Origin of the sequence: Paenibacillus sp. MSJ-34 (assembly GCF_018918005.1) — a bacterium.
GTDB lineage: Bacteria > Bacillota > Bacilli > Paenibacillales > Paenibacillaceae > MSJ-34.
The window spans coordinates 1-16,698 of the sequence record NZ_JAHLPR010000079.1 but is presented as its reverse complement, the minus strand read 5'-3'; the positions used below and the strand labels follow the sequence as shown (position 1 = coordinate 16,698).

Here is a 16,698-nt window from a genome sequence, read left to right as displayed (position 1 = left end):
GATTATTACAAAGGAGTTCATGGCTATGAATACAGGATAAATGATGTGAAAAAGTAGACTGGGGACAGGGGAAGAAGATCCCCATACCCCAGCTTACTTTGGTACGTATGAACGGAGATGCACGAACTTAAAGGACGCCGTCAGGCGTTTTTCTTACTTCTCGCCGATAGATGCTTCTTCATCGGTATTATGCTTTGCTATGCCATAATGGTCAACGGCGAAGCTAAACAATACTTTAAGCATAAACAATATGCAGACGATCAGCATATAGGGCGTTATCCCCGGCAGCATGGGTATGGAGCCCAGGCCAATTGATAAGAGCAACCCCGCAACGAACAGTTGCGAATGCTTTCCGATAAGGGCATTTACAATAAATGCTCCGATTATCGTATAAGCCCATACCCCTAGCGAATACCCAATATCAGTACGGAGAAGAAGGGCAACGAGCACGAGATGGAAATGTATCGTAATGAATACGATCCGATTCGTTTTTCTCGCCGCATAAAAGTTGCTGGTAGAAGCCGTAAAATTCGCTATACAGCCGGCAAAAATATCGAAGATCAATAATAATGCCAGGGCGCTGCGCCACACCGGCAGTTGGTTTGTCAATTCGGGGAACGACCAATATAACGCAGTAGTCAGTATTCCGCCAAAAAGCAGTATCGCCAGAATAGACCCAATAGACTGTTTTTCACCAAAAACATCATGCAAAAAAGCAGGAATCCGCAGTTGTTTCATTTCATTACACTCCCATCGTCCATTCATGGTTCCAATCGCCATTTCATTTTTGCAAAGTTATGTACTGTATAGATCAATTTACTCTAAAATCATTATAACTACATAGGTTTAAAAGTTCAATGTTTTATACTGATTTTATTGAAATGCTCTAAAACTTTGGTTACACTGTATGGGAGGTGAAGATGATGGACGGCTACGAGCGACGGAAACAGAAAAAAATGGAGCAGATCTACGGAGCATCCATGGAATTGTTTTTTAAATATGGATTCCAAAAGGTCAGCGTGAATGAGATTGCGCATAAAGCGAAGGTTTCCCCTGCTACGATATATAACTATTTCGGTACCAAAGAACGGCTCTATACCGATACGCTGATGAACTGGATGGACAAGCAGTTGGCGCTGTATGAGAGCATTCTTGATTCCGGGCTGTCTTTCCCTGAGAAGACGAAGGAAATCATGCTGCTGGAGGCCAAAAACTTGAAAATTCTAGCGGATGAGTTCCCGAAAGTCCCGTCCTCTGAGTTGGGCGGATTGATGCAAATGATGGAAAGCTATAGCAATCAGAAGATCGTGCACTTTGTTAGGAAGTTTGTCGCGCTTGGCAAACAAGAGGGTTATATTAATAAAGAACAATCAGAAGAGGTGACGATGCGTTACTTCACGATGTTCAAGAATGAACTGAGCCGATATTGGGAGGCATCGAATCAAGAACAGACAATCTGGAGTATGGATCAATTGATGGAGTTGTTCTTTTACGGGTTAGCAGGACGGGGGAGGCAGCCGGAATAAATTCAAGGAAACTCTTGAGGAAGCAAGCCACTCGTCTGGGAGTGGCTTTTTAGTTAGAGAACCGTGCCGTAAGTATTCTTTACCGTTTAATGACGGCAACGATCTTATGAATAGGTATAAACATTCTAGTTCCCAGTAACGTTCTGAGTACGACTATTCCTTTATTCACTTTCACGACGACGCCCCCGACTTCTTCCGCTGAAACCAATTTAAGTACAACGGCTTTTCCTCGAGAACGAAGCAAAAGATTAACAAGCATGGTCATCTCCTCCTTCAAGTCCCTCTTTTATTCTATGAGATGGAAACGATTCGGTTCGGGCTGAAGGCCCTATTATTATTTTCTCGCAAGGCTTTGGTTGGTCGATGGACAGCTACGGTCCATTAGTCGACTACTGGGCTGAGCTGACTTGAGTCCGTTCGCGGCAGAGCACTTCCCATTCATGAACCCGAGTTTCTCCGATATGAGGACGCCGACTCTCGTGGTCGCGGGGGATCATGACCAATCCCACCTGTCCACTCGGGGGCCGGACTGGTTCACAGACCCCTACTTCCTGAGCCCGGGCAGTAAAAGCCTGCTCACTCTCTTCGGTGCAGAACATATACTTGGCGGAATCTCCGGGTACAACGTCGCGGAGACGACGGATGAGAACCCCGAACGAGTTGCTTTGCTCCAGCAGCTCACGTGGTCTTACCTTCGCGATGCGCTCAATCTCGACGACTCAAGCTGGTTGGCAGCACGGAAAGATCTGGAGGAGGGTGCCAATCCATTAGGTCGCATCGAATCTAAGTAAGAACCTAAAAGGCGTGATCAAGCGAATCAAAGAAAGGGCCATCCCGCAAAAGAATGCCCTAAACCTAAAGCCAAAGGGAGCCATGATATAAAGCGCTCCCTTTTGGCTTGTCGTAAGTCCTCCATCTTTTTCTTGTGAGCCTCGATTACAGCGCAGGCTTTTTACCTCTTGGCAGAGGATATTTTCAGTGTATCGTCTTCTATTTTCCTTGTTCTCTGTCCCTGCACAGTGGCTAGAACTACGCCGGAAATAATGAGAACAGATCCTGCCACTTGCGTTAAGGAAATCGGGGTGCCGAGCGTGATATATCCTAAAATCATGGCGACAAACGGTTGTAAATTCAGAAACAGGGAGGCTTTAGCCGCCCCTACCTTGCGGATCTGCGCATTCCAGATAACCGCGCATAAGCCCTGAATAAGCAGAGCCGATCCAACCAAGAGAACCCACCACCAGAAATGAGGGCTTACCTGTACGTGAGGCTCGCTCCAGACCGCCACCGGGTATACCGAAATGCAGCCCAGCAGGGTGGTATATACCGTTGCGACAAACGCATCCATACGTTCCGTCAGCTTTTTCATGAGGATCACAGATCCCGAAAATGCCAGCATACAGATAAACATGATCCAGACGCCTTCGGTAATGGCTGTACCCATGCTTCCGCCGGGTCCAACTACGAAGAAGACACCGGCGAGGGAAACAATCGAGCCAGCAGCCATGCGTTTCGTTAACGGCTCTTTCAAAAATAAGCGGGCAAATAGCGCTGTAAAAATTGGAGCTAACGATAAGATGAGCGAAGCCGTCGTTGCATCCGTTGTCCGAAGTCCCGTAAAGAAAGAAACTTGGTGAAGCAGCATCCCGATCAGAACGAAGGGCACTAAATAAACGGAGTCGCGGAGCGTAATCTTCGTCATGCCACGGGTTGCAACCAAATATACAAGCAGGAACGCCGATGAAACCATAAGCCGGTATGCCGACAGATACAAGGCGGGAAATGCTTGCAGCAGCAGCGAACCTAAGACGAAATTACTCCCGTAAAGGGTTGCGCAAAACAAGAGAAGCAAATAAGTTCGCAAACAGATGCGCCTTCTTTCACAGAAATACGAATAATGGAGCGGAATTAAATGCGTTTGATTGCGATAAGCTCTATTTCAATCTTGGCGTCTCTTGGAAGTCTAGACACTTCTACGGTTGTTCTGGCAGGGTGATGATCGCTGAAATATTGGCTGTATACTTCGTTCATCTGCTGAAATTGCTCTAAATCCGTCATGAAAACGGATGTTTTTACAACGTCTACTAAAGATAATCCAGCTTCAGTTAAGACGGCTTGCAGGTTTTTTAATATTTGATGGGTTTGGTCAACGATGCCTTCTTTCAGATTTCCTTCGGCATCAATCGGAAGCATGCCCGACGTATAGACGGCATTTTCTAAAGCGATGGCTTGCGAATAAGGGCCGATAGCTGCGGGTGCTTTTGTTGTTGTTATAGCGGTATGGCTCATCGTATTAAATTTCTCCCCGTCTTTTATAAATTGGTGAATAAAAAGGCCCGAGGCGACAATGCCGCGGGCCTCTAATAAAGCAATCGATATAATCTTAAAGTCCGTTCATGCAGCGGAAGCTTTATTTCACCGGTGCGTACGCTTCATCCAGGAAACCGAGGATGGCTTGAAAAGCCTGAAGTCTGTTTTTCTCCAACAAAACCATGTGCGTCCCTTCTCCGATTTCGACCCAGCGGCGATAGGCAGCTCCTGTCAGGGAAGTGAAGAAATTCTGGGCTAATTCAAGGGGCACATCAATATCCCACTCGGCATGAACAAGAAGGATGGGAACCGTGATATTCTTAGGATCATAGAAAGCTTTGCCAACCGTCCAGTATTCGCGGATATCCAGGATAGGGCCGTTGGTCGCCCGGATATGCTCAGGATGATCGGTTAGGCTCCCCGGGTCAGAAGCAAGAGTGGCGTTGACCCATTGTTCAAACCAGCCATCCGGAATCAGATCGCTGCGTTTATGTTCCGGTGCGGCGCTTAGCCAGCGTTCTTTCGTGCTGCCGACAGCAACAAGGCGATACGAACCAAGCGGACCTCCGGTATCGATCGGAACCGGTTTGGAGCTCAGCCATTGTGGAGCGACAAGAGTAAGCTTGTTTACTTTATCGTTGTTTCGGCTGGTATAAGCTCCCGCAACCGTTCCTCCCCAAGACATGCCCAGAACATTAACCTTCGTTAAATTCCGGCGTTTCAGAACATAGTCCACGGCTGTGCCAAAATCTCGTACCCCTGTCTCCGTACGGACAAGCGGTGGATTAAGGTCGGCAGGCTGTTCCATCTCAGGCGGTCTTGTCGAGCCGCCGTAGCCGCGAACGTCCACGGCGTACACGTCATAGCCATGGCTGGCAAGATAGTCCAGAAAAGTGAAGCCATCCAGCTCTACATCGTACAGACTGCCAATTGGATAGGTAGCGCCATGAACCATCACGATCGTTTTCTCGTTAGAGAAGGTATTCATGGAAGCTGGCCGTTTATTTCGCACATAAAGCTCGATTCCGGGTGTATCACTTGGGATACGAAGGTCTTCGGTCACGATATTTACATCATTAAGAAAATTATGGGTTGTCATAAGCTCAGCGCCTTTCGTATTGTGTTTGTGTCAGGTCGTATTAAATAAAGTCCCACTTGTATCCGTCCCCGCTTCGAGTCACGTACCCCGCCGCACTTTCCGGAAAATGCGTGCTGAAATAAATGATTGGACGATCCGCGATGCTCTCCAGCACCCGGAGCCGTGAGACTCGGGCTTGGTCGGTAAATTCGCAGTACATGGAATTCCATTCGGGGTTAAAAACCTGGAACGGATGGTGCATCACATCGGCGCCGAATAAAGATTCTTCTCCGCCGGTTTTAAGATGGATGGACATTTGGCCGATACTGTGGCCGGGCGTCGGAATGAATGTGAAAATATCAAGAAATTTCCCGCCCTCAGGGCTAATCGTTTGCGTTAAGCCAGCTTCAACAACAGGCAATACGCTTTCTTCGTAAACGTTAAAGTTTGCTTCGTTTGCTTTGTTGTGGCTGGCCTCACTCGAATAATATTGTTGTTCCGCGAGGGGGAATACGTATTTGGCATTTGGGAACGTAGGTACCCATTTTCCGTCAACGAGCTTTGTATTCCAACCGACATGGTCCACGTGCAGATGCGTCAGCAGAACGTAATCGACTTCCTCCGGTGTAACTCCTGCCTCTTTCAAGCGTTCGAGATAAGGGAGCTCGAGATTGGCGAGATCCGGATTTAAAGGCAAGTTTTTATCATTTCCTGTAGCAGTATCAATAAGGATCGTATGCTTCGGGGTTTTCACTACCCATGTTCCAATGCTAACGATAAGCTGAGAATTGCCATCGATCAGGCCAGATGGAAGAGAGTTCCGATTCTCCTCCAGGAACTTGGGGTCCCACGATCCCGCAAAATACACTTCTGGCGGAATACCGTCAAGCATCATCTCCGTAACACGTGTAACGGTAACATCACCTACTTGATAGACCTTAGGAATTTTATTAGTCATTCTTTATGCCCCTTTCGTCCTTCTGACACGTTTCTATGAATCCGAATAACAAGGAACGGCTTTTCCATTGCCATCATGTGATTCGTGTCTCGTAACCATCTAAAATTTCGCTGCAAATGAAAATTATTCTGCCGAGAATGAACGATCTGTAATACCCGGGTAAAATTCATTCGTCAACCTTAATAAAATAGTAGTCCAATAAAACTGACAAATCAACGTTTTTACACCGTAATTCCGTCCCAGTAGAAGGGCTTGATATTACTCGTGTTTACCCCTATTATAAAATTATAAATTTCGCTCTCAGCGAAATTAATTCCGGAATTTAGGAGACTGTCAAATGAATTCGATCGGTGAAACCATTCGAAGCACGCGAAAAAAACAGAAATTAACGCTCAAGAAGGTAGCTCACGCAGCCTCTGTATCCTTATCTTTTCTCAGTGAAATTGAACGCGATAAGGCGAATCCGTCCATCAGTGTTCTGAAGCGCATAGCGAATGCATTAAATGTGAATTTTACCGATTTGTTCGGTGAGGAGAATCGAAGCATTGTCGTTAGAAAAAACGAGCGCAAACCTTTGGTGCATTCCGAGGGATCTCGTATTACCTGGTACGCACTCAGTCAAGGAAGCAGCAACCGAATGGGACCGATGTGGGGAGTGTTGGAAGAAGGAGCGGCTTACGGCGACATCGGCGTCGGCCATAGCGATGGCGAGGAATTTCTATTTGTCCACTCCGGGCGATTGGAGTTTGTGCTTGGCAATGAACGTTATACGCTCGAAGAAGGGGACAGCATCTATTATGATGCCACAATTCCCCATAGTTATAAGAATATCTGGGAAGGCGAAACGCTGCTAATAGCGGTTGCTACTCCGCCTACTTTTTGACAGAACGGATTGGAGGTACATCCGTACGAACCGCTGATGACCATTTATAAAGAACAGCGGAAGGGAACCCCTTTAGTATTTTTCGCCGATAGCCCCGTTAAGCTGAACCATACCAAAAGTAACAGCGAGATTTTCGGTCTATTCCGTCCAATGGCTGTAGTAAAGCGTCTAGGAGAATAGGTATACTATAAGTAATTTTAATTGAATAGGACAATTGTAGATCGGAGGCTGTTCAGGATGCAGGAAAAAGAAGGCTCTGCAGATAAAAAAAGAAACGACTCTCACCTGAGCCATTTAGCTTCTGTCGGGCAAATCGCCGCAGGTATCGCCCATGAGGTCAAAAATCCGCTAACTGCTGTCAAAGGATTTTTGCAGTTGTTGAAAGAGCGAAATGAGAGCAAATACATAGAAATTGCCGAATCCGAGCTGGAAAATGCGATTGACATTTTGCAAAATTTACTGCATGTGTCCAAGCCCGATTTGGAGGACGAGCCGTATGTTTCGGTTGACTTGATCGTAGAGCTGGAGTCATTGACACAGTTGTTCCAGGATCAATTTTATCGGGTTTCGATTCATAAAAACTTGCAAAATCCGGGCTCTTACATCTTGGGTAAGAAGAATCAATTGAAAAAAGTGTTTTTCAATTTGCTGAAAAACGCCTTCGAGGCCATTCCAGACAAGGGTTCCATCTATATTGAGCACTTGTCGACAGAGGACGAAGTGATGATTCGTATCCAAGACAACGGCGTAGGCATTCCGCAGGAAAAGCTCGGTATGCTGGGTACGCCGTTCTTTACGACGAAAGCAAACGGTACCGGGATGGGATTGACCCTCGTTTTCTCGGTCATTTATCAGCACAACGGCACCATCGAAGTGGAGAGCGCGGAAAACGCCGGGACCAAATTTACAATCACCTTTCCGAAGGAAACCAAGAATATTAAATTGAAAGAGGTGGTTTATCTGGAATTGGAACGAACGATGAATTTGAAAGATTTTTTCGTTGTCAATCGAAAAGCTTTCGAACAGCGGTTGCTATTGGAAGCGGTTAACGTCCGCGATAAAATCGACGAAATTCTTGCTATCGGCAATATTAACTTGATAGATAACGCCCACAAGCTGGTGCTTTTCGTCATCGACGGGAAAGAGTATGAAGCAATCGCCTTTGCCAAGCAAGAAGGGGTTACATGGGCGAAGCATTCGTTGACCCTCGCCTTCAAGCTGGAATGGATCCAGGCGGTACGGCGCGTCATGTGGGACTTTCTGTACAATTACGATCGAATGCACAACCAAAACGATAGTAAGGAACATTATTTCAACCTGGAAAAAAATATCAATCAGTTAATGGACCAATTCCTCAATCAATTCTTTATTAGCTATTCGCAATTCAAAGACGACTTGATCCGGGCGCAGCGAGCAATGGTTGAGGATCTTTCCGTTCCGATCATTCCCTTGACTCAGGCAACTTCCATTCTGCCTCTGATCGGTACGATTGACGAGTTCCGGGCCAACACCATCGAGGACAAAGTCATTTCGCAAATCGGCAATGAGCGGATCGAAACGCTAATCATTGATTTGTCGGGCGTGATGGAGATGGATGCCGATGTCGTTAGAAAGCTAATTAACGTCTTTGATGGGGTCAATATGATGGGCGGCAAACCGATCGTTACCGGGCTCAGGCCGGAGATCGTGAAAATGATGATTCGGTCGGGATTGTCCTTCGAACAAAAAGCAGTCACGAAAGGTACGCTGCAGCAAGCGCTGGTGGACCATTTGACAGATGCAATCAAGCTCGGATGAGCGGAAAGTTGAAAACGAATATAGCGGTTCTTCTAAAAAGCCAGAGAGGCTGGCGATAAGCGCCGCGGCAGATTTTTCGCCGCTAGACAGGATAAGCGAAACCGTATCGCAATTAGTGGCAAAGTGGGGGGGCTACTCGTTCAAGTTAGACTTTCTGTTTCCCCCCTAATTCCTGTGCTTATGCTTGCTTCCCCTTATGGCTGCTATTCAGCCACTGGTAAACTGCAACGGCCAGCGCCGAACCGACAAGCGGGGCGATAAGGAATACCCACAATTGGGATAAGGCTTGCCCGCCAAGCAGAAGTGCCGGGCCCAGGCTTCTTGCAGGATTGACGGACGTTCCTGTTAGGGCAATGCCTAGAATATGTACGAAAGCGAGCGTCAGACCGATGACCAGGCCTGTTACGTTTCCATTGCTCTCCGTGGAAGTCACACCCAGGATCGTATAAATAAAAACGAAGGTTAAAACGATTTCGACAATGAAAGCCATCAGCGCTGAAATCCCGATTCCATAACCGGGGCCGAATCCATTCTGACCGAGCCCCGTCGTGGGCATGCCCGCTGAGACGATGATGGCGTATAGAATGGCGGAGCCCGCAATAGCACCGGCTATTTGAGAAATGACATACCCGATGAAGTCGGTAACCGTAAGCTTACGGCTAAAGAGCATGGCAAGTGAAACCGCCGGGTTGATATGACATCCGGAAATCGGACCAATGACGTACGCCATCGCCACAATAGAGAGCCCGAAAGCCAATGCAATTCCCAAATATCCGAGCTCTCCTCCCGCCGTAGCGGCACTGCCGCATCCGAATAGAACAAGCACCAATGTTCCAATGAATTCGGCGGCATACTTTTTGAACGAAGTATTCATAATCTGCCTCCTTATTAATAAAGATCAATCTTACTATAAACGAGACAAATGAACAAAAACTATACATGAAGAGGGTCCCACGACAAAAGTGGCAAATGATGCGAGAATGAACTAGAGCTTTAAGGAATATTTTGGAAGTGGTACTCTCCTTTATTTAAAGAGTACATTCATTACTCACATGATATCGTCCTTTTGGCACCACCATTGGAGAGCCGGAAATGGGGTCCTTGATCACGGTGCAATCAAGTCCGAAAATGTCTTTTACCAAGGAGCTTGTAATCACCTTGGACGGCTCCCCCTCAGCGACAAGCTTTCCTTGATAAAGCGCAAAAATATGGTCTGCATAACGCGCGGATAAGTTGATATCGTGAAGAACCATGACAATGGTCGTTCCGTGTTTTCGGTTCAGGTCGGTAAGCAGGTCGAGAATTTCGATCTGATACGTAATATCTAAAAAGGTTGTCGGTTCGTCGAGAAATAAAATATCGGTTTGTTGCGCCAGAGCCATGGCAATCCAGACACGTTGCCTTTGGCCGCCCGAAAGCTCGTCAATATTACGATTGGCAAGCTCGGTAATATCCATAATTTCCATCGCTTCGGCAACGGCCTCAACATCCTTTTTTGTCCATCCGCCGAACAAGGATTGGTGCGGAAATCTTCCTCGTCCAACCAAATCCGCGACAGATATTCCTTCCGGAACGATGGGGGATTGCGGCAGCAGCCCTAACACTCGAGCCAATTGTTTTGGCGGAATGGTGCCGATTGGCTTTCCGTCAAGAGTGATTTTGCCGGACGTAGGCTTGATAAGCCTTGCCAGAGTTTTCAGCAGCGTAGACTTTCCGCAGCCGTTTGCTCCAATCATAACGCTAATTTGATGACTGGGGATAACGAGGTCTATATCCTGGATGACCGTTCTATGATCATAGCCGGCTACGATTCGTTCGGCTTGAAAAAGATGTGGCGGTTTCATTATAACTCTCCCTTTCGATTCATTCGGATGAGCAAGTAGATCAGATACGGCGCTCCGAGTATTCCGGTGATGATGCCCACAGGGAATCTGACCTCGAAAGCGAATTGTCCGATGAGATCTGCCGCCAAAACCAAATTAACGCCAACAAGAGCTGACGGAATTGCGTTTGAGAAGCCAACTCCGACCAGCCTTGTCGCAATCGGTCCCGAAAGGAAAGAGACAAAGGCGATTGGACCCGTAGTAGCGGTAGCCAGAGCAATCATGCAGACGGAACTCGCAACAAGCGCAATTCTTGTCTTGTCCGTGTCCGTGCCGAGCGAAGAAGCCGATTGTTCTCCAAGTTCCAATAGGCTTAGATGCTTGCCCAGCACGATAACGATCGGCGCAAAGATCAATACCGTTATCGCAAGAGGCGGAAGCTCATGCATTTGCGATCCATTGAGGCTGCCGGTGAGCCATCGGAGCGCTGCGGGAATATCTTGTTCTGCGCTAACCAATAGGAGATAGGAAATAAAGGCGTCAAGCATGGCCTGTAAGCCTATTCCGACAAGGATTAATCGCCCGATCGAAAATGACCTTCCTCTGGATAATAGATAAAGCAATGCGACTGTAGCAAGACCGGCAATCACCGAAGCAACGGAAATAACAGCTCCGCTTGTATGAAGGATGGTGATGCAAAAAACAGCCGCCGCGCTCGAGCCGGAGGTAATCCCGATGACATTCGGGTTCGCAAGGGGGTTGCGCAGCATGGTCTGGAAGACGTACCCGGCAAGACCGAAAGCAAATCCGGCGAAAAGACCTGCCAGCATTCTCGGCAAACGTATCGTATTTACCGCAAAAGACACCCCTTTGAGTTGCTCTCCCGAAAGGGCCCGAACGACATCTTTAACCGGATAAACGGTGCTCCCCAGTAACAGCATGGCACAGCAAAGAACGCTTGCAAGTGCCGCAAGGAAGGCGGTAACAAGGATCCATCGGCGGCGTCTTTGACGTCGGCCCGCCATAATAAACTCTACAGATTTATTTTTCATAATGAACGCACTTTCGATCTCATCGCTAGAATGATTAGTAACGGAGCTCCTATAAACGCTGTAACTACGCCGACTTCAAGCTCTCCGGGGCTGCCGACGAGCCTGCCGCATACATCCGATATCGTCAAAATGATAGCACCCGAAATCGCCGACATCGGTATCACAAATCGCAAGTCGGGGCCAAGAATCAGGCGTATGACATGAGTAGATAAAAGCCCGACAAATCCAATAGGGCCTGCCAGCGCTGTCGTCGCGCCGCATAAAAGAACGCCGGCAAGCGCCGCAACAAGCCTCAATATTCCTGTTCGGACGCCCAATCCGGTCGCCGCCTCGTCTCCCAGTGACAGCGCATTGAGTGCCGGCGCAGTAATTACCGCGACCAGGATGCCGACGATCAGCAACGGGGCGAACGTGGCAATCGCGCTCCAGGTTGCCGAACCGACGCTTCCCACTTGCCAAAACCTGAATTGATCCATAACGTAAGAGCGTGGAATCATGATGGCGGTGACGAGAGAAGAAAGGGCGGCGCTTGTGGCGGCTCCCGCCAAAACAAGCTTAATGGGCGTGGCGCCGCCGCGCCCCATCGAGCCGATTCCGTATACGAAAACCGCAGTAACCGCAGCCCCGACTAAAGCGAGCCATATATATTGATGTGCGGTGCTGATGTTTAAGAACGCAATTCCGCACACAACAAACAAGGATGCGCCTGTGTTCACTCCCAATATACTCGGGTCTGCAATCGGGTTGCGAGTGACCGCTTGCATCAGCGCACCGGAAACTCCGAGCGCCGCACCGCAAAACAAGCTGAAAACGGTTCGGGAAATCCGCTTGCGAACCACGTCCGCCCCATAGGAGTCTGCGTCTTGGTGAAATAAACCGTCTATCAGTTCGTGAAATCCCACCAGACGAGAGCCTAAGGCCAGAGATGCAAGCACGCATACGCCGAGCAAGACCAAACAAATCGCCAGAACCGTCGTAAATTTCCGCGGAATATGTAAGCTTAGCCCTTTGTTTTTGGAGACCGAAGAACTATTCATTGATTTTGGCAATAGCTCCTTCTATTAGTCCCAGGTATTCGTCAATGGTATAAGCGATCGAAAGCGGATTGGGGTTTCCCGAAGCCGCCAAAGGCGTGCCGTTGCCGATGAACACAACAGAACCTCTCCGGATCGCCGGAATTTTGCCGAGCAAGGAATCAGCTTTCACGGCTTGATACAATTCTTCATCGCCATACCCGATTAATATATCGGCATCGGACAGGATGTCGGCATTCTCAGCGCTTAGATTCAATGAGTAGCCGGTAGGATCCGTAATCTGCTTCGTCACGCTTTCAGGATAAACCATTCCGAGTTCAATCAGAAAAGAGCCGCGAGGGTCTGTGGGTGTATAAATATGTAATTTAGACATATCTTTCGCGGAGAAGTTAACCCAGACCACTTTTTTGCCTTGCATCTGGGGATATTTGCTTGCCTTTTCCTTAATCAGGTTCTCGGTATCCTTAATGAGTTGTTCGCCCTCCGCTTTCATGCCCATCCCTGTTGCGTTCATAACGACTTGCTCGCGCCATGTGGTTAACCAAGGAGCGGTCGGATAGGCCACGACAGGAGCGATTTGACTAAGAATATCATAGTCTTCCTGTGTGATACCGGAGTAAGCCGCAAGAATGACATCCGGATTTGCATCTGAAATAGCCTCAAAATCAAGGCCGTCCGTATCCTGGAAAATATTCGGCTTCTCTATGCCGAGTTCCTTGAGCTTTGCAGCCGTCCAAGGCAAAAGCCCGCTATCGTCCTGAACGCCGTAATTCGCCGCCGAGAAGCCTACGGGCACAACGCCGAGAGCGAGAGCGACATCATGATTCGCCCATTGTATGGCAGCAACTCGTTCAGGCTTGCTTGGAATGACCGTTTCGCCAAAAGCATGCTTGATCACGATCGGATATTCGGCATTTGCATCTGGGGAAGCGGGTGTTTCCGTGTTGGACGTTACGTTGCTTGCCGTCTCATTCCCAGTCGAAGTTGGTGCGGGTGTCGAACCTGATTGCGGACTTGAGCAACCAACCAGCGATATCATAAGCACAGCCCCAATGACGAATGTTCCTAAAGAGATTTTACGTTTTGCATTCATTTGCAGACCCTTCCTTATCATGAACGATATTTTAAATGATAATGATTATCAGTATCATTCATTAATATATATTCTCATTGGCGGGTTGTCAATGAAATATTTATAAGTGTGATTTGCGGTGCACGCCGAGTCTTTCGATATTCAAGAAATCCAATAGACCTAATTTTTTTAATATGCTAGGATGTAGGCGAATGTTAGGATACATATTTATCTTATTAGCGGAAAGGATTGAAAATATGGAAAATAACGAAAAGAAAGAGCCGATGATTTTTGACATTCTTGTAGCTGAAAGAAGCAATTATGAGGTAGGCAAGCAACGAGCTGCAACTCTAAAAGAGTACTATCCGGAAGATCTCAATTATTTTATGAGTCCAATGGAAGGGCAGGATTATATCTCCGCAGCAACGGCTCATAAGAGAATGATGTTGATTGACAACATATGCTCCGGCTTTGTGGATGAAGTACAAGGATTTGCCGATGAAGCAGGCATAGAACCGGAAAAAATCATTTGCTATGCCAATTCTTATCACAACGCTCCTCATTGCTGCCAATTTGGAGTGCTTCCTGTAAATACGAGCGATGGGCATTTTTATGTAGGAAGGAGCTATGAGTATTTTGTAAGAGATGAAAGAAGCTTATGTATTACTCGAGTGACAGGAAAACCAAAACATATGGGCTTCTCATTGCAAAATGCGGGAAGAATGGATGGAATGAATGAATATGGGCTCGTTGTCTCCATGTCCAGTACGGCTTACTTGAAGCCTCTTGGCGGGGACGGATGCGAGTTCTGGGTCGCGATTCGCGCCTTGTTGGACCGCTGTAAAGACGTTTATGAGGCTCAATGTTTGTTTGAAGAAATACCGTTGTGTACGAATGCGAATTTTCTGGTGGCGGACGCTTCGAATCAAGTGGCCGTATTCGAGGCGGCAAGCTTTGCATCGGATAAAAAAAGACTTTCCGTGCGCAAACCGTTCGGCGGCTTGTTGGTTGCTACCAACCATTATGTGAGTCATGAAATGAAAGAATTCGACGAGTATCACTTTTGGCATTCTGAAATGCGCTATTCTTCCGTCATGAATTCGTTATTGCGGGATGCGCCCGATCTCGACGATGAGAAGATAAGGAACTTACTATCCACTCCGTATCCAAATGGTCCGTGCTGCCATTATTATTCAAGCGGGATGGGTACGCTGCGAAGCATGATCTTTGATGTAACGGAGAAGAAACTGAAGGTCAGCTTCGGACCGCCGGATAGGAATCCATGGCATGAAGTCGATATTGACGCGCCGGTAGGGCTGCAAGAGATTGTATGCAAATATGATGATGTGAAGATCGAGAATCCGGAGCAATTTTGGAGGGAAATGGATTGATTGGAGAGCGGGGGCCAGGAAAAGCCCCTTCCGCAGTTTTCAGCAGAAGGGGCTAACCCTCATGAAACGGGATCGGCTGGCTGCTCCTCATCGGAAATATAGAAATGATTTGTCCCGATTTGGATATTCTTGAGCGAATCTTTGCCGCCGGGATCGTGATCGAAGAAAAGGCTGTGGACGACAGTACCGTCCGCATAGGTAAGGACGAGCGTATTGCCCGCGATTTTATAAGTGCCTTTGTCGCTCTTGGATTCGCTCGAATGGGTCGCGGAGACCGTAGCGTCGAGGGAGGCCAAGGTCAGGTCCGTGCTTTCGAACGTACCGTCGCTCGAGAAGGTCAAGGATTCCGTCCACGACGAAGAGGCGGCATTCACGCCGATGAGGCCGCTAAAGCCGATATACTCGTAGGTCCCTTTCAATTTCAGCCCATTGGCAACCGGCTTAACAGGGGACATAGAGACATCGTCAATATACAGTTCCCCTTTGTCCGATAGGCGGATCGTATGGCTCTCATCATTGCTTAGCTTCAGCTTGTCGCCGGAAATGGTGTAATTGCTGCAACCGTCGCGTTTGCAATCGATCGTTTCCGGCCCGCCCTGCGGCGGAGGACCGACGAGAATGCGACGGTCCGGAAGAAACGTATACATGTCCCAACAAGCGCCTCCGCATTCGTAGCCCCCTACGTCTTCTCTTAATCCGTAATACATGCCATTGAGATCCTTCAGGTCGCTGAGATTTGCAGTTGGCTGCTGAACTTGAGGCGGTTCCGCAGGAGACGGATTGGACGGTTGTTGCTGCTTGGCTGTGTATTCGTCCAGCCGCTTCTGCATCTCTTCCTTCGTGATACCAAGCTGCTTCAGCAAGCGATCCGTGATCACCGTGATTTCCCGATTGACCTGATCCCAATGGACGATCGCGCCCGTGGACTCCCCGATGAAACGAAGCGGAACCATGGTGCTGCCGTTCGCGATTTGAGCGCTTTGGCTGAGCGGAACCTGCTTCCCGTTCACGACCGCCTGCGTGTCGTCAATACGCAGGACGATCGTCAATCCCTCTTTCGATCCTGTCACAACCTGATTGGTTTGATCCCAATCCACTTCTAATCCCATCGCTTCAAAAAGCGGACGGAACTGCACAAGCGTCGCACCCTTGATCGTGAGCGGTTGAACCTGGAAAGCGATTTCCGCCGTATCGACGAATACCTTCACGGGCCGTTCGCCGGCAGCGAAAGTTCTGTCGGGGTGTACCGCGATGAGAGTGGCGAAAAACAGCATACATACAAGTATGGGGCGGTACCAACGCAAACGAATCCCTCCCTGATCTTCATTTGAATGAACTAAACATAAAATACACATTTTTCCTGTAACCTCCAAGGTGCAAAAGTCGCTTTTTTGACGCAGCTTATCCCGAGTAGAAGCACTAATTTCTGCAAAAATAGTCCATTTCATAAGAGCGCTGAGCGGCTGATGTCCCGTCGGGCGGGCTAACGAAACGTAAACACGCTAATCGCCTGTAAATTTCCTTGTTGCTGGTATAACGAAACGAAAACACGCTAATGAGGGAAAAAAGGCGGTAAAACGGTCGATTTCCAATGATTAGCGATCCGTACTTTCGTTAGATTGGGAACTCCTTCATTTTGAGCCCAATAAGGATCGTCAGTTTCGTCCCTCGTATTTAAGGTGTTTTCTCACGAATACTCACTTATTCGCAGGATTTCGCCGCCTTATAAAACAGAGTGAGAGCCGAAATGAGGAGCAGACACCGCTTTTTTCGA

At 48.0% G+C, this 16,698-nt stretch carries 15 protein-coding genes; 4 read left to right on the top strand and 11 right to left on the bottom strand.

The features are described from left to right. Positions 1 to 153: 153 nt before the first annotated feature. On the bottom strand, positions 154 to 738 hold the full coding sequence (locus KQI79_RS26095; protein WP_216541272.1) for a hypothetical protein: 585 nt from the start codon (positions 736 to 738) through the stop codon (positions 154 to 156). Positions 739 to 923: 185 nt separating this feature from the next. On the opposite strand from KQI79_RS26095, the gene KQI79_RS26090 reads away from it, so the two are divergent. Beyond that, positions 924 to 1,526: a TetR/AcrR family transcriptional regulator gene (locus KQI79_RS26090; protein ID WP_216541274.1), complete on the top strand. Its 603-nt coding sequence runs from the start codon at positions 924 to 926 to the stop codon at positions 1,524 to 1,526. A gap of 952 nt (positions 1,527 to 2,478) precedes the next feature. Here the strand turns inward: KQI79_RS26090 and KQI79_RS26085 are convergent. The 4 genes from KQI79_RS26085 to KQI79_RS26070 all read right to left on the bottom strand — a co-directional run bounded on the left by KQI79_RS26085 (position 2,479) and on the right by KQI79_RS26070 (position 5,872). After that, the gene (locus KQI79_RS26085; protein WP_216541271.1) at positions 2,479 to 3,390 is read right to left on the bottom strand and encodes a DMT family transporter; all 912 of its coding nucleotides are present in this window, start codon (positions 3,388 to 3,390) and stop codon (positions 2,479 to 2,481) included. A 44-nt stretch (positions 3,391 to 3,434) separates the two neighbouring features. Next, positions 3,435 to 3,815 (bottom strand): RidA family protein, encoded by a 381-nt coding sequence (locus KQI79_RS26080; protein WP_216541270.1) that lies wholly within the window; start codon positions 3,813 to 3,815, stop codon positions 3,435 to 3,437. Between the two features lie 121 nt (positions 3,816 to 3,936). Beyond that, a complete protein-coding gene (locus tag KQI79_RS26075) occupies positions 3,937 to 4,935 on the bottom strand; it encodes an alpha/beta hydrolase (RefSeq protein ID WP_216541269.1) in 999 nt (332 codons plus the stop codon). Positions 4,936 to 4,975: 40 nt separating this feature from the next. Continuing rightward, on the bottom strand, positions 4,976 to 5,872 hold the full coding sequence (locus tag KQI79_RS26070; protein WP_216541268.1) for an MBL fold metallo-hydrolase: 897 nt from the start codon (positions 5,870 to 5,872) through the stop codon (positions 4,976 to 4,978). Between the two features lie 337 nt (positions 5,873 to 6,209). Between KQI79_RS26070 and KQI79_RS26065 the strand changes: the two genes are divergently transcribed. Both KQI79_RS26065 and KQI79_RS26060 read left to right on the top strand, forming a co-directional pair. After that, positions 6,210 to 6,755 carry a helix-turn-helix domain-containing protein gene (locus KQI79_RS26065; protein ID WP_216541267.1) on the top strand — a complete coding sequence of 182 codons (546 nt, stop codon included), beginning with the start codon at positions 6,210 to 6,212 and terminating at the stop codon, positions 6,753 to 6,755. A gap of 237 nt (positions 6,756 to 6,992) precedes the next feature. Then, positions 6,993 to 8,552, top strand: coding sequence for an ATP-binding protein (locus KQI79_RS26060; RefSeq protein ID WP_216541266.1), 1,560 nt, complete (start codon positions 6,993 to 6,995; stop codon positions 8,550 to 8,552). 178 nt (positions 8,553 to 8,730) lie between these two features. On the opposite strand, the gene KQI79_RS26055 is transcribed toward KQI79_RS26060, so the two are convergent. The 5 genes from KQI79_RS26055 to KQI79_RS26035 all read right to left on the bottom strand — a co-directional run bounded on the left by KQI79_RS26055 (position 8,731) and on the right by KQI79_RS26035 (position 13,554). Further along, positions 8,731 to 9,426 (bottom strand): MIP/aquaporin family protein, encoded by a 696-nt coding sequence (locus KQI79_RS26055; RefSeq protein ID WP_216541265.1) that lies wholly within the window; start codon positions 9,424 to 9,426, stop codon positions 8,731 to 8,733. Positions 9,427 to 9,580: 154 nt separating this feature from the next. Then, positions 9,581 to 10,396, bottom strand: coding sequence for an ABC transporter ATP-binding protein (locus KQI79_RS26050; RefSeq protein ID WP_216541264.1), 816 nt, complete (start codon positions 10,394 to 10,396; stop codon positions 9,581 to 9,583). After that, positions 10,396 to 11,427, bottom strand: coding sequence for a FecCD family ABC transporter permease (locus tag KQI79_RS26045; protein ID WP_216541263.1), 1,032 nt, complete (start codon positions 11,425 to 11,427; stop codon positions 10,396 to 10,398). The genes KQI79_RS26050 and KQI79_RS26045 overlap by 1 nt, the downstream gene beginning before the upstream one ends. After that, entirely contained in the window at positions 11,424 to 12,464 is a 1,041-nt protein-coding gene (locus tag KQI79_RS26040; RefSeq protein ID WP_216541262.1) for a FecCD family ABC transporter permease, read from the bottom strand. The genes KQI79_RS26045 and KQI79_RS26040 overlap by 4 nt, the downstream gene beginning before the upstream one ends. Continuing rightward, on the bottom strand, positions 12,457 to 13,554 hold the full coding sequence (locus tag KQI79_RS26035) for an iron-siderophore ABC transporter substrate-binding protein (RefSeq protein ID WP_216541261.1): 1,098 nt from the start codon (positions 13,552 to 13,554) through the stop codon (positions 12,457 to 12,459). Before KQI79_RS26035 ends, KQI79_RS26040 begins: the two co-directional genes overlap by 8 nt. 173 nt (positions 13,555 to 13,727) lie before the next feature. Here KQI79_RS26035 and KQI79_RS26030 point away from each other — a divergent pair, with 173 nt between their 5' ends. Then, the gene (locus KQI79_RS26030; RefSeq protein WP_367398247.1) at positions 13,728 to 14,924 is read left to right on the top strand and encodes a C45 family autoproteolytic acyltransferase/hydrolase; all 1,197 of its coding nucleotides are present in this window, start codon (positions 13,728 to 13,730) and stop codon (positions 14,922 to 14,924) included. A gap of 59 nt (positions 14,925 to 14,983) precedes the next feature. On the opposite strand, the gene KQI79_RS26025 is transcribed toward KQI79_RS26030, so the two are convergent. Beyond that, positions 14,984 to 16,228, bottom strand: a complete 1,245-nt coding sequence (locus tag KQI79_RS26025) for a copper amine oxidase N-terminal domain-containing protein (protein WP_216541260.1) — start codon at positions 16,226 to 16,228, stop codon at positions 14,984 to 14,986. Between the last annotated feature and the right edge of the window lie 470 nt (positions 16,229 to 16,698).

What these genes read in the sequence shown, in the direction of transcription:
- KQI79_RS26070 (WP_216541268.1), bottom strand. Translation starts at nt 5,872, where the DNA reads ATGACTAATAAAATTCCTAAGGTCTATCAAGTAGGTGATGTTACCGTT.
- KQI79_RS26060 (WP_216541266.1), top strand. Translation starts at nt 6,993, where the DNA reads ATGCAGGAAAAAGAAGGCTCTGCAGATAAAAAAAGAAACGACTCTCAC.
- KQI79_RS26035 (WP_216541261.1), bottom strand. Translation starts at nt 13,554, where the DNA reads ATGAATGCAAAACGTAAAATCTCTTTAGGAACATTCGTCATTGGGGCT.
- KQI79_RS26045 (WP_216541263.1), bottom strand. Translation starts at nt 11,427, where the DNA reads ATGAAAAATAAATCTGTAGAGTTTATTATGGCGGGCCGACGTCAAAGA.
- KQI79_RS26065 (WP_216541267.1), top strand. Translation starts at nt 6,210, where the DNA reads ATGAATTCGATCGGTGAAACCATTCGAAGCACGCGAAAAAAACAGAAA.
- KQI79_RS26030 (WP_367398247.1), top strand. Translation starts at nt 13,728, where the DNA reads ATGCTAGGATGTAGGCGAATGTTAGGATACATATTTATCTTATTAGCG.
- KQI79_RS26080 (WP_216541270.1), bottom strand. Translation starts at nt 3,815, where the DNA reads ATGAGCCATACCGCTATAACAACAACAAAAGCACCCGCAGCTATCGGC.
- KQI79_RS26055 (WP_216541265.1), bottom strand. Translation starts at nt 9,426, where the DNA reads ATGAATACTTCGTTCAAAAAGTATGCCGCCGAATTCATTGGAACATTG.
- KQI79_RS26095 (WP_216541272.1), bottom strand. Translation starts at nt 738, where the DNA reads ATGAAACAACTGCGGATTCCTGCTTTTTTGCATGATGTTTTTGGTGAA.
- KQI79_RS26050 (WP_216541264.1), bottom strand. Translation starts at nt 10,396, where the DNA reads ATGAAACCGCCACATCTTTTTCAAGCCGAACGAATCGTAGCCGGCTAT.
- KQI79_RS26040 (WP_216541262.1), bottom strand. Translation starts at nt 12,464, where the DNA reads ATGAATAGTTCTTCGGTCTCCAAAAACAAAGGGCTAAGCTTACATATT.
- KQI79_RS26090 (WP_216541274.1), top strand. Translation starts at nt 924, where the DNA reads ATGGACGGCTACGAGCGACGGAAACAGAAAAAAATGGAGCAGATCTAC.
- KQI79_RS26075 (WP_216541269.1), bottom strand. Translation starts at nt 4,935, where the DNA reads ATGACAACCCATAATTTTCTTAATGATGTAAATATCGTGACCGAAGAC.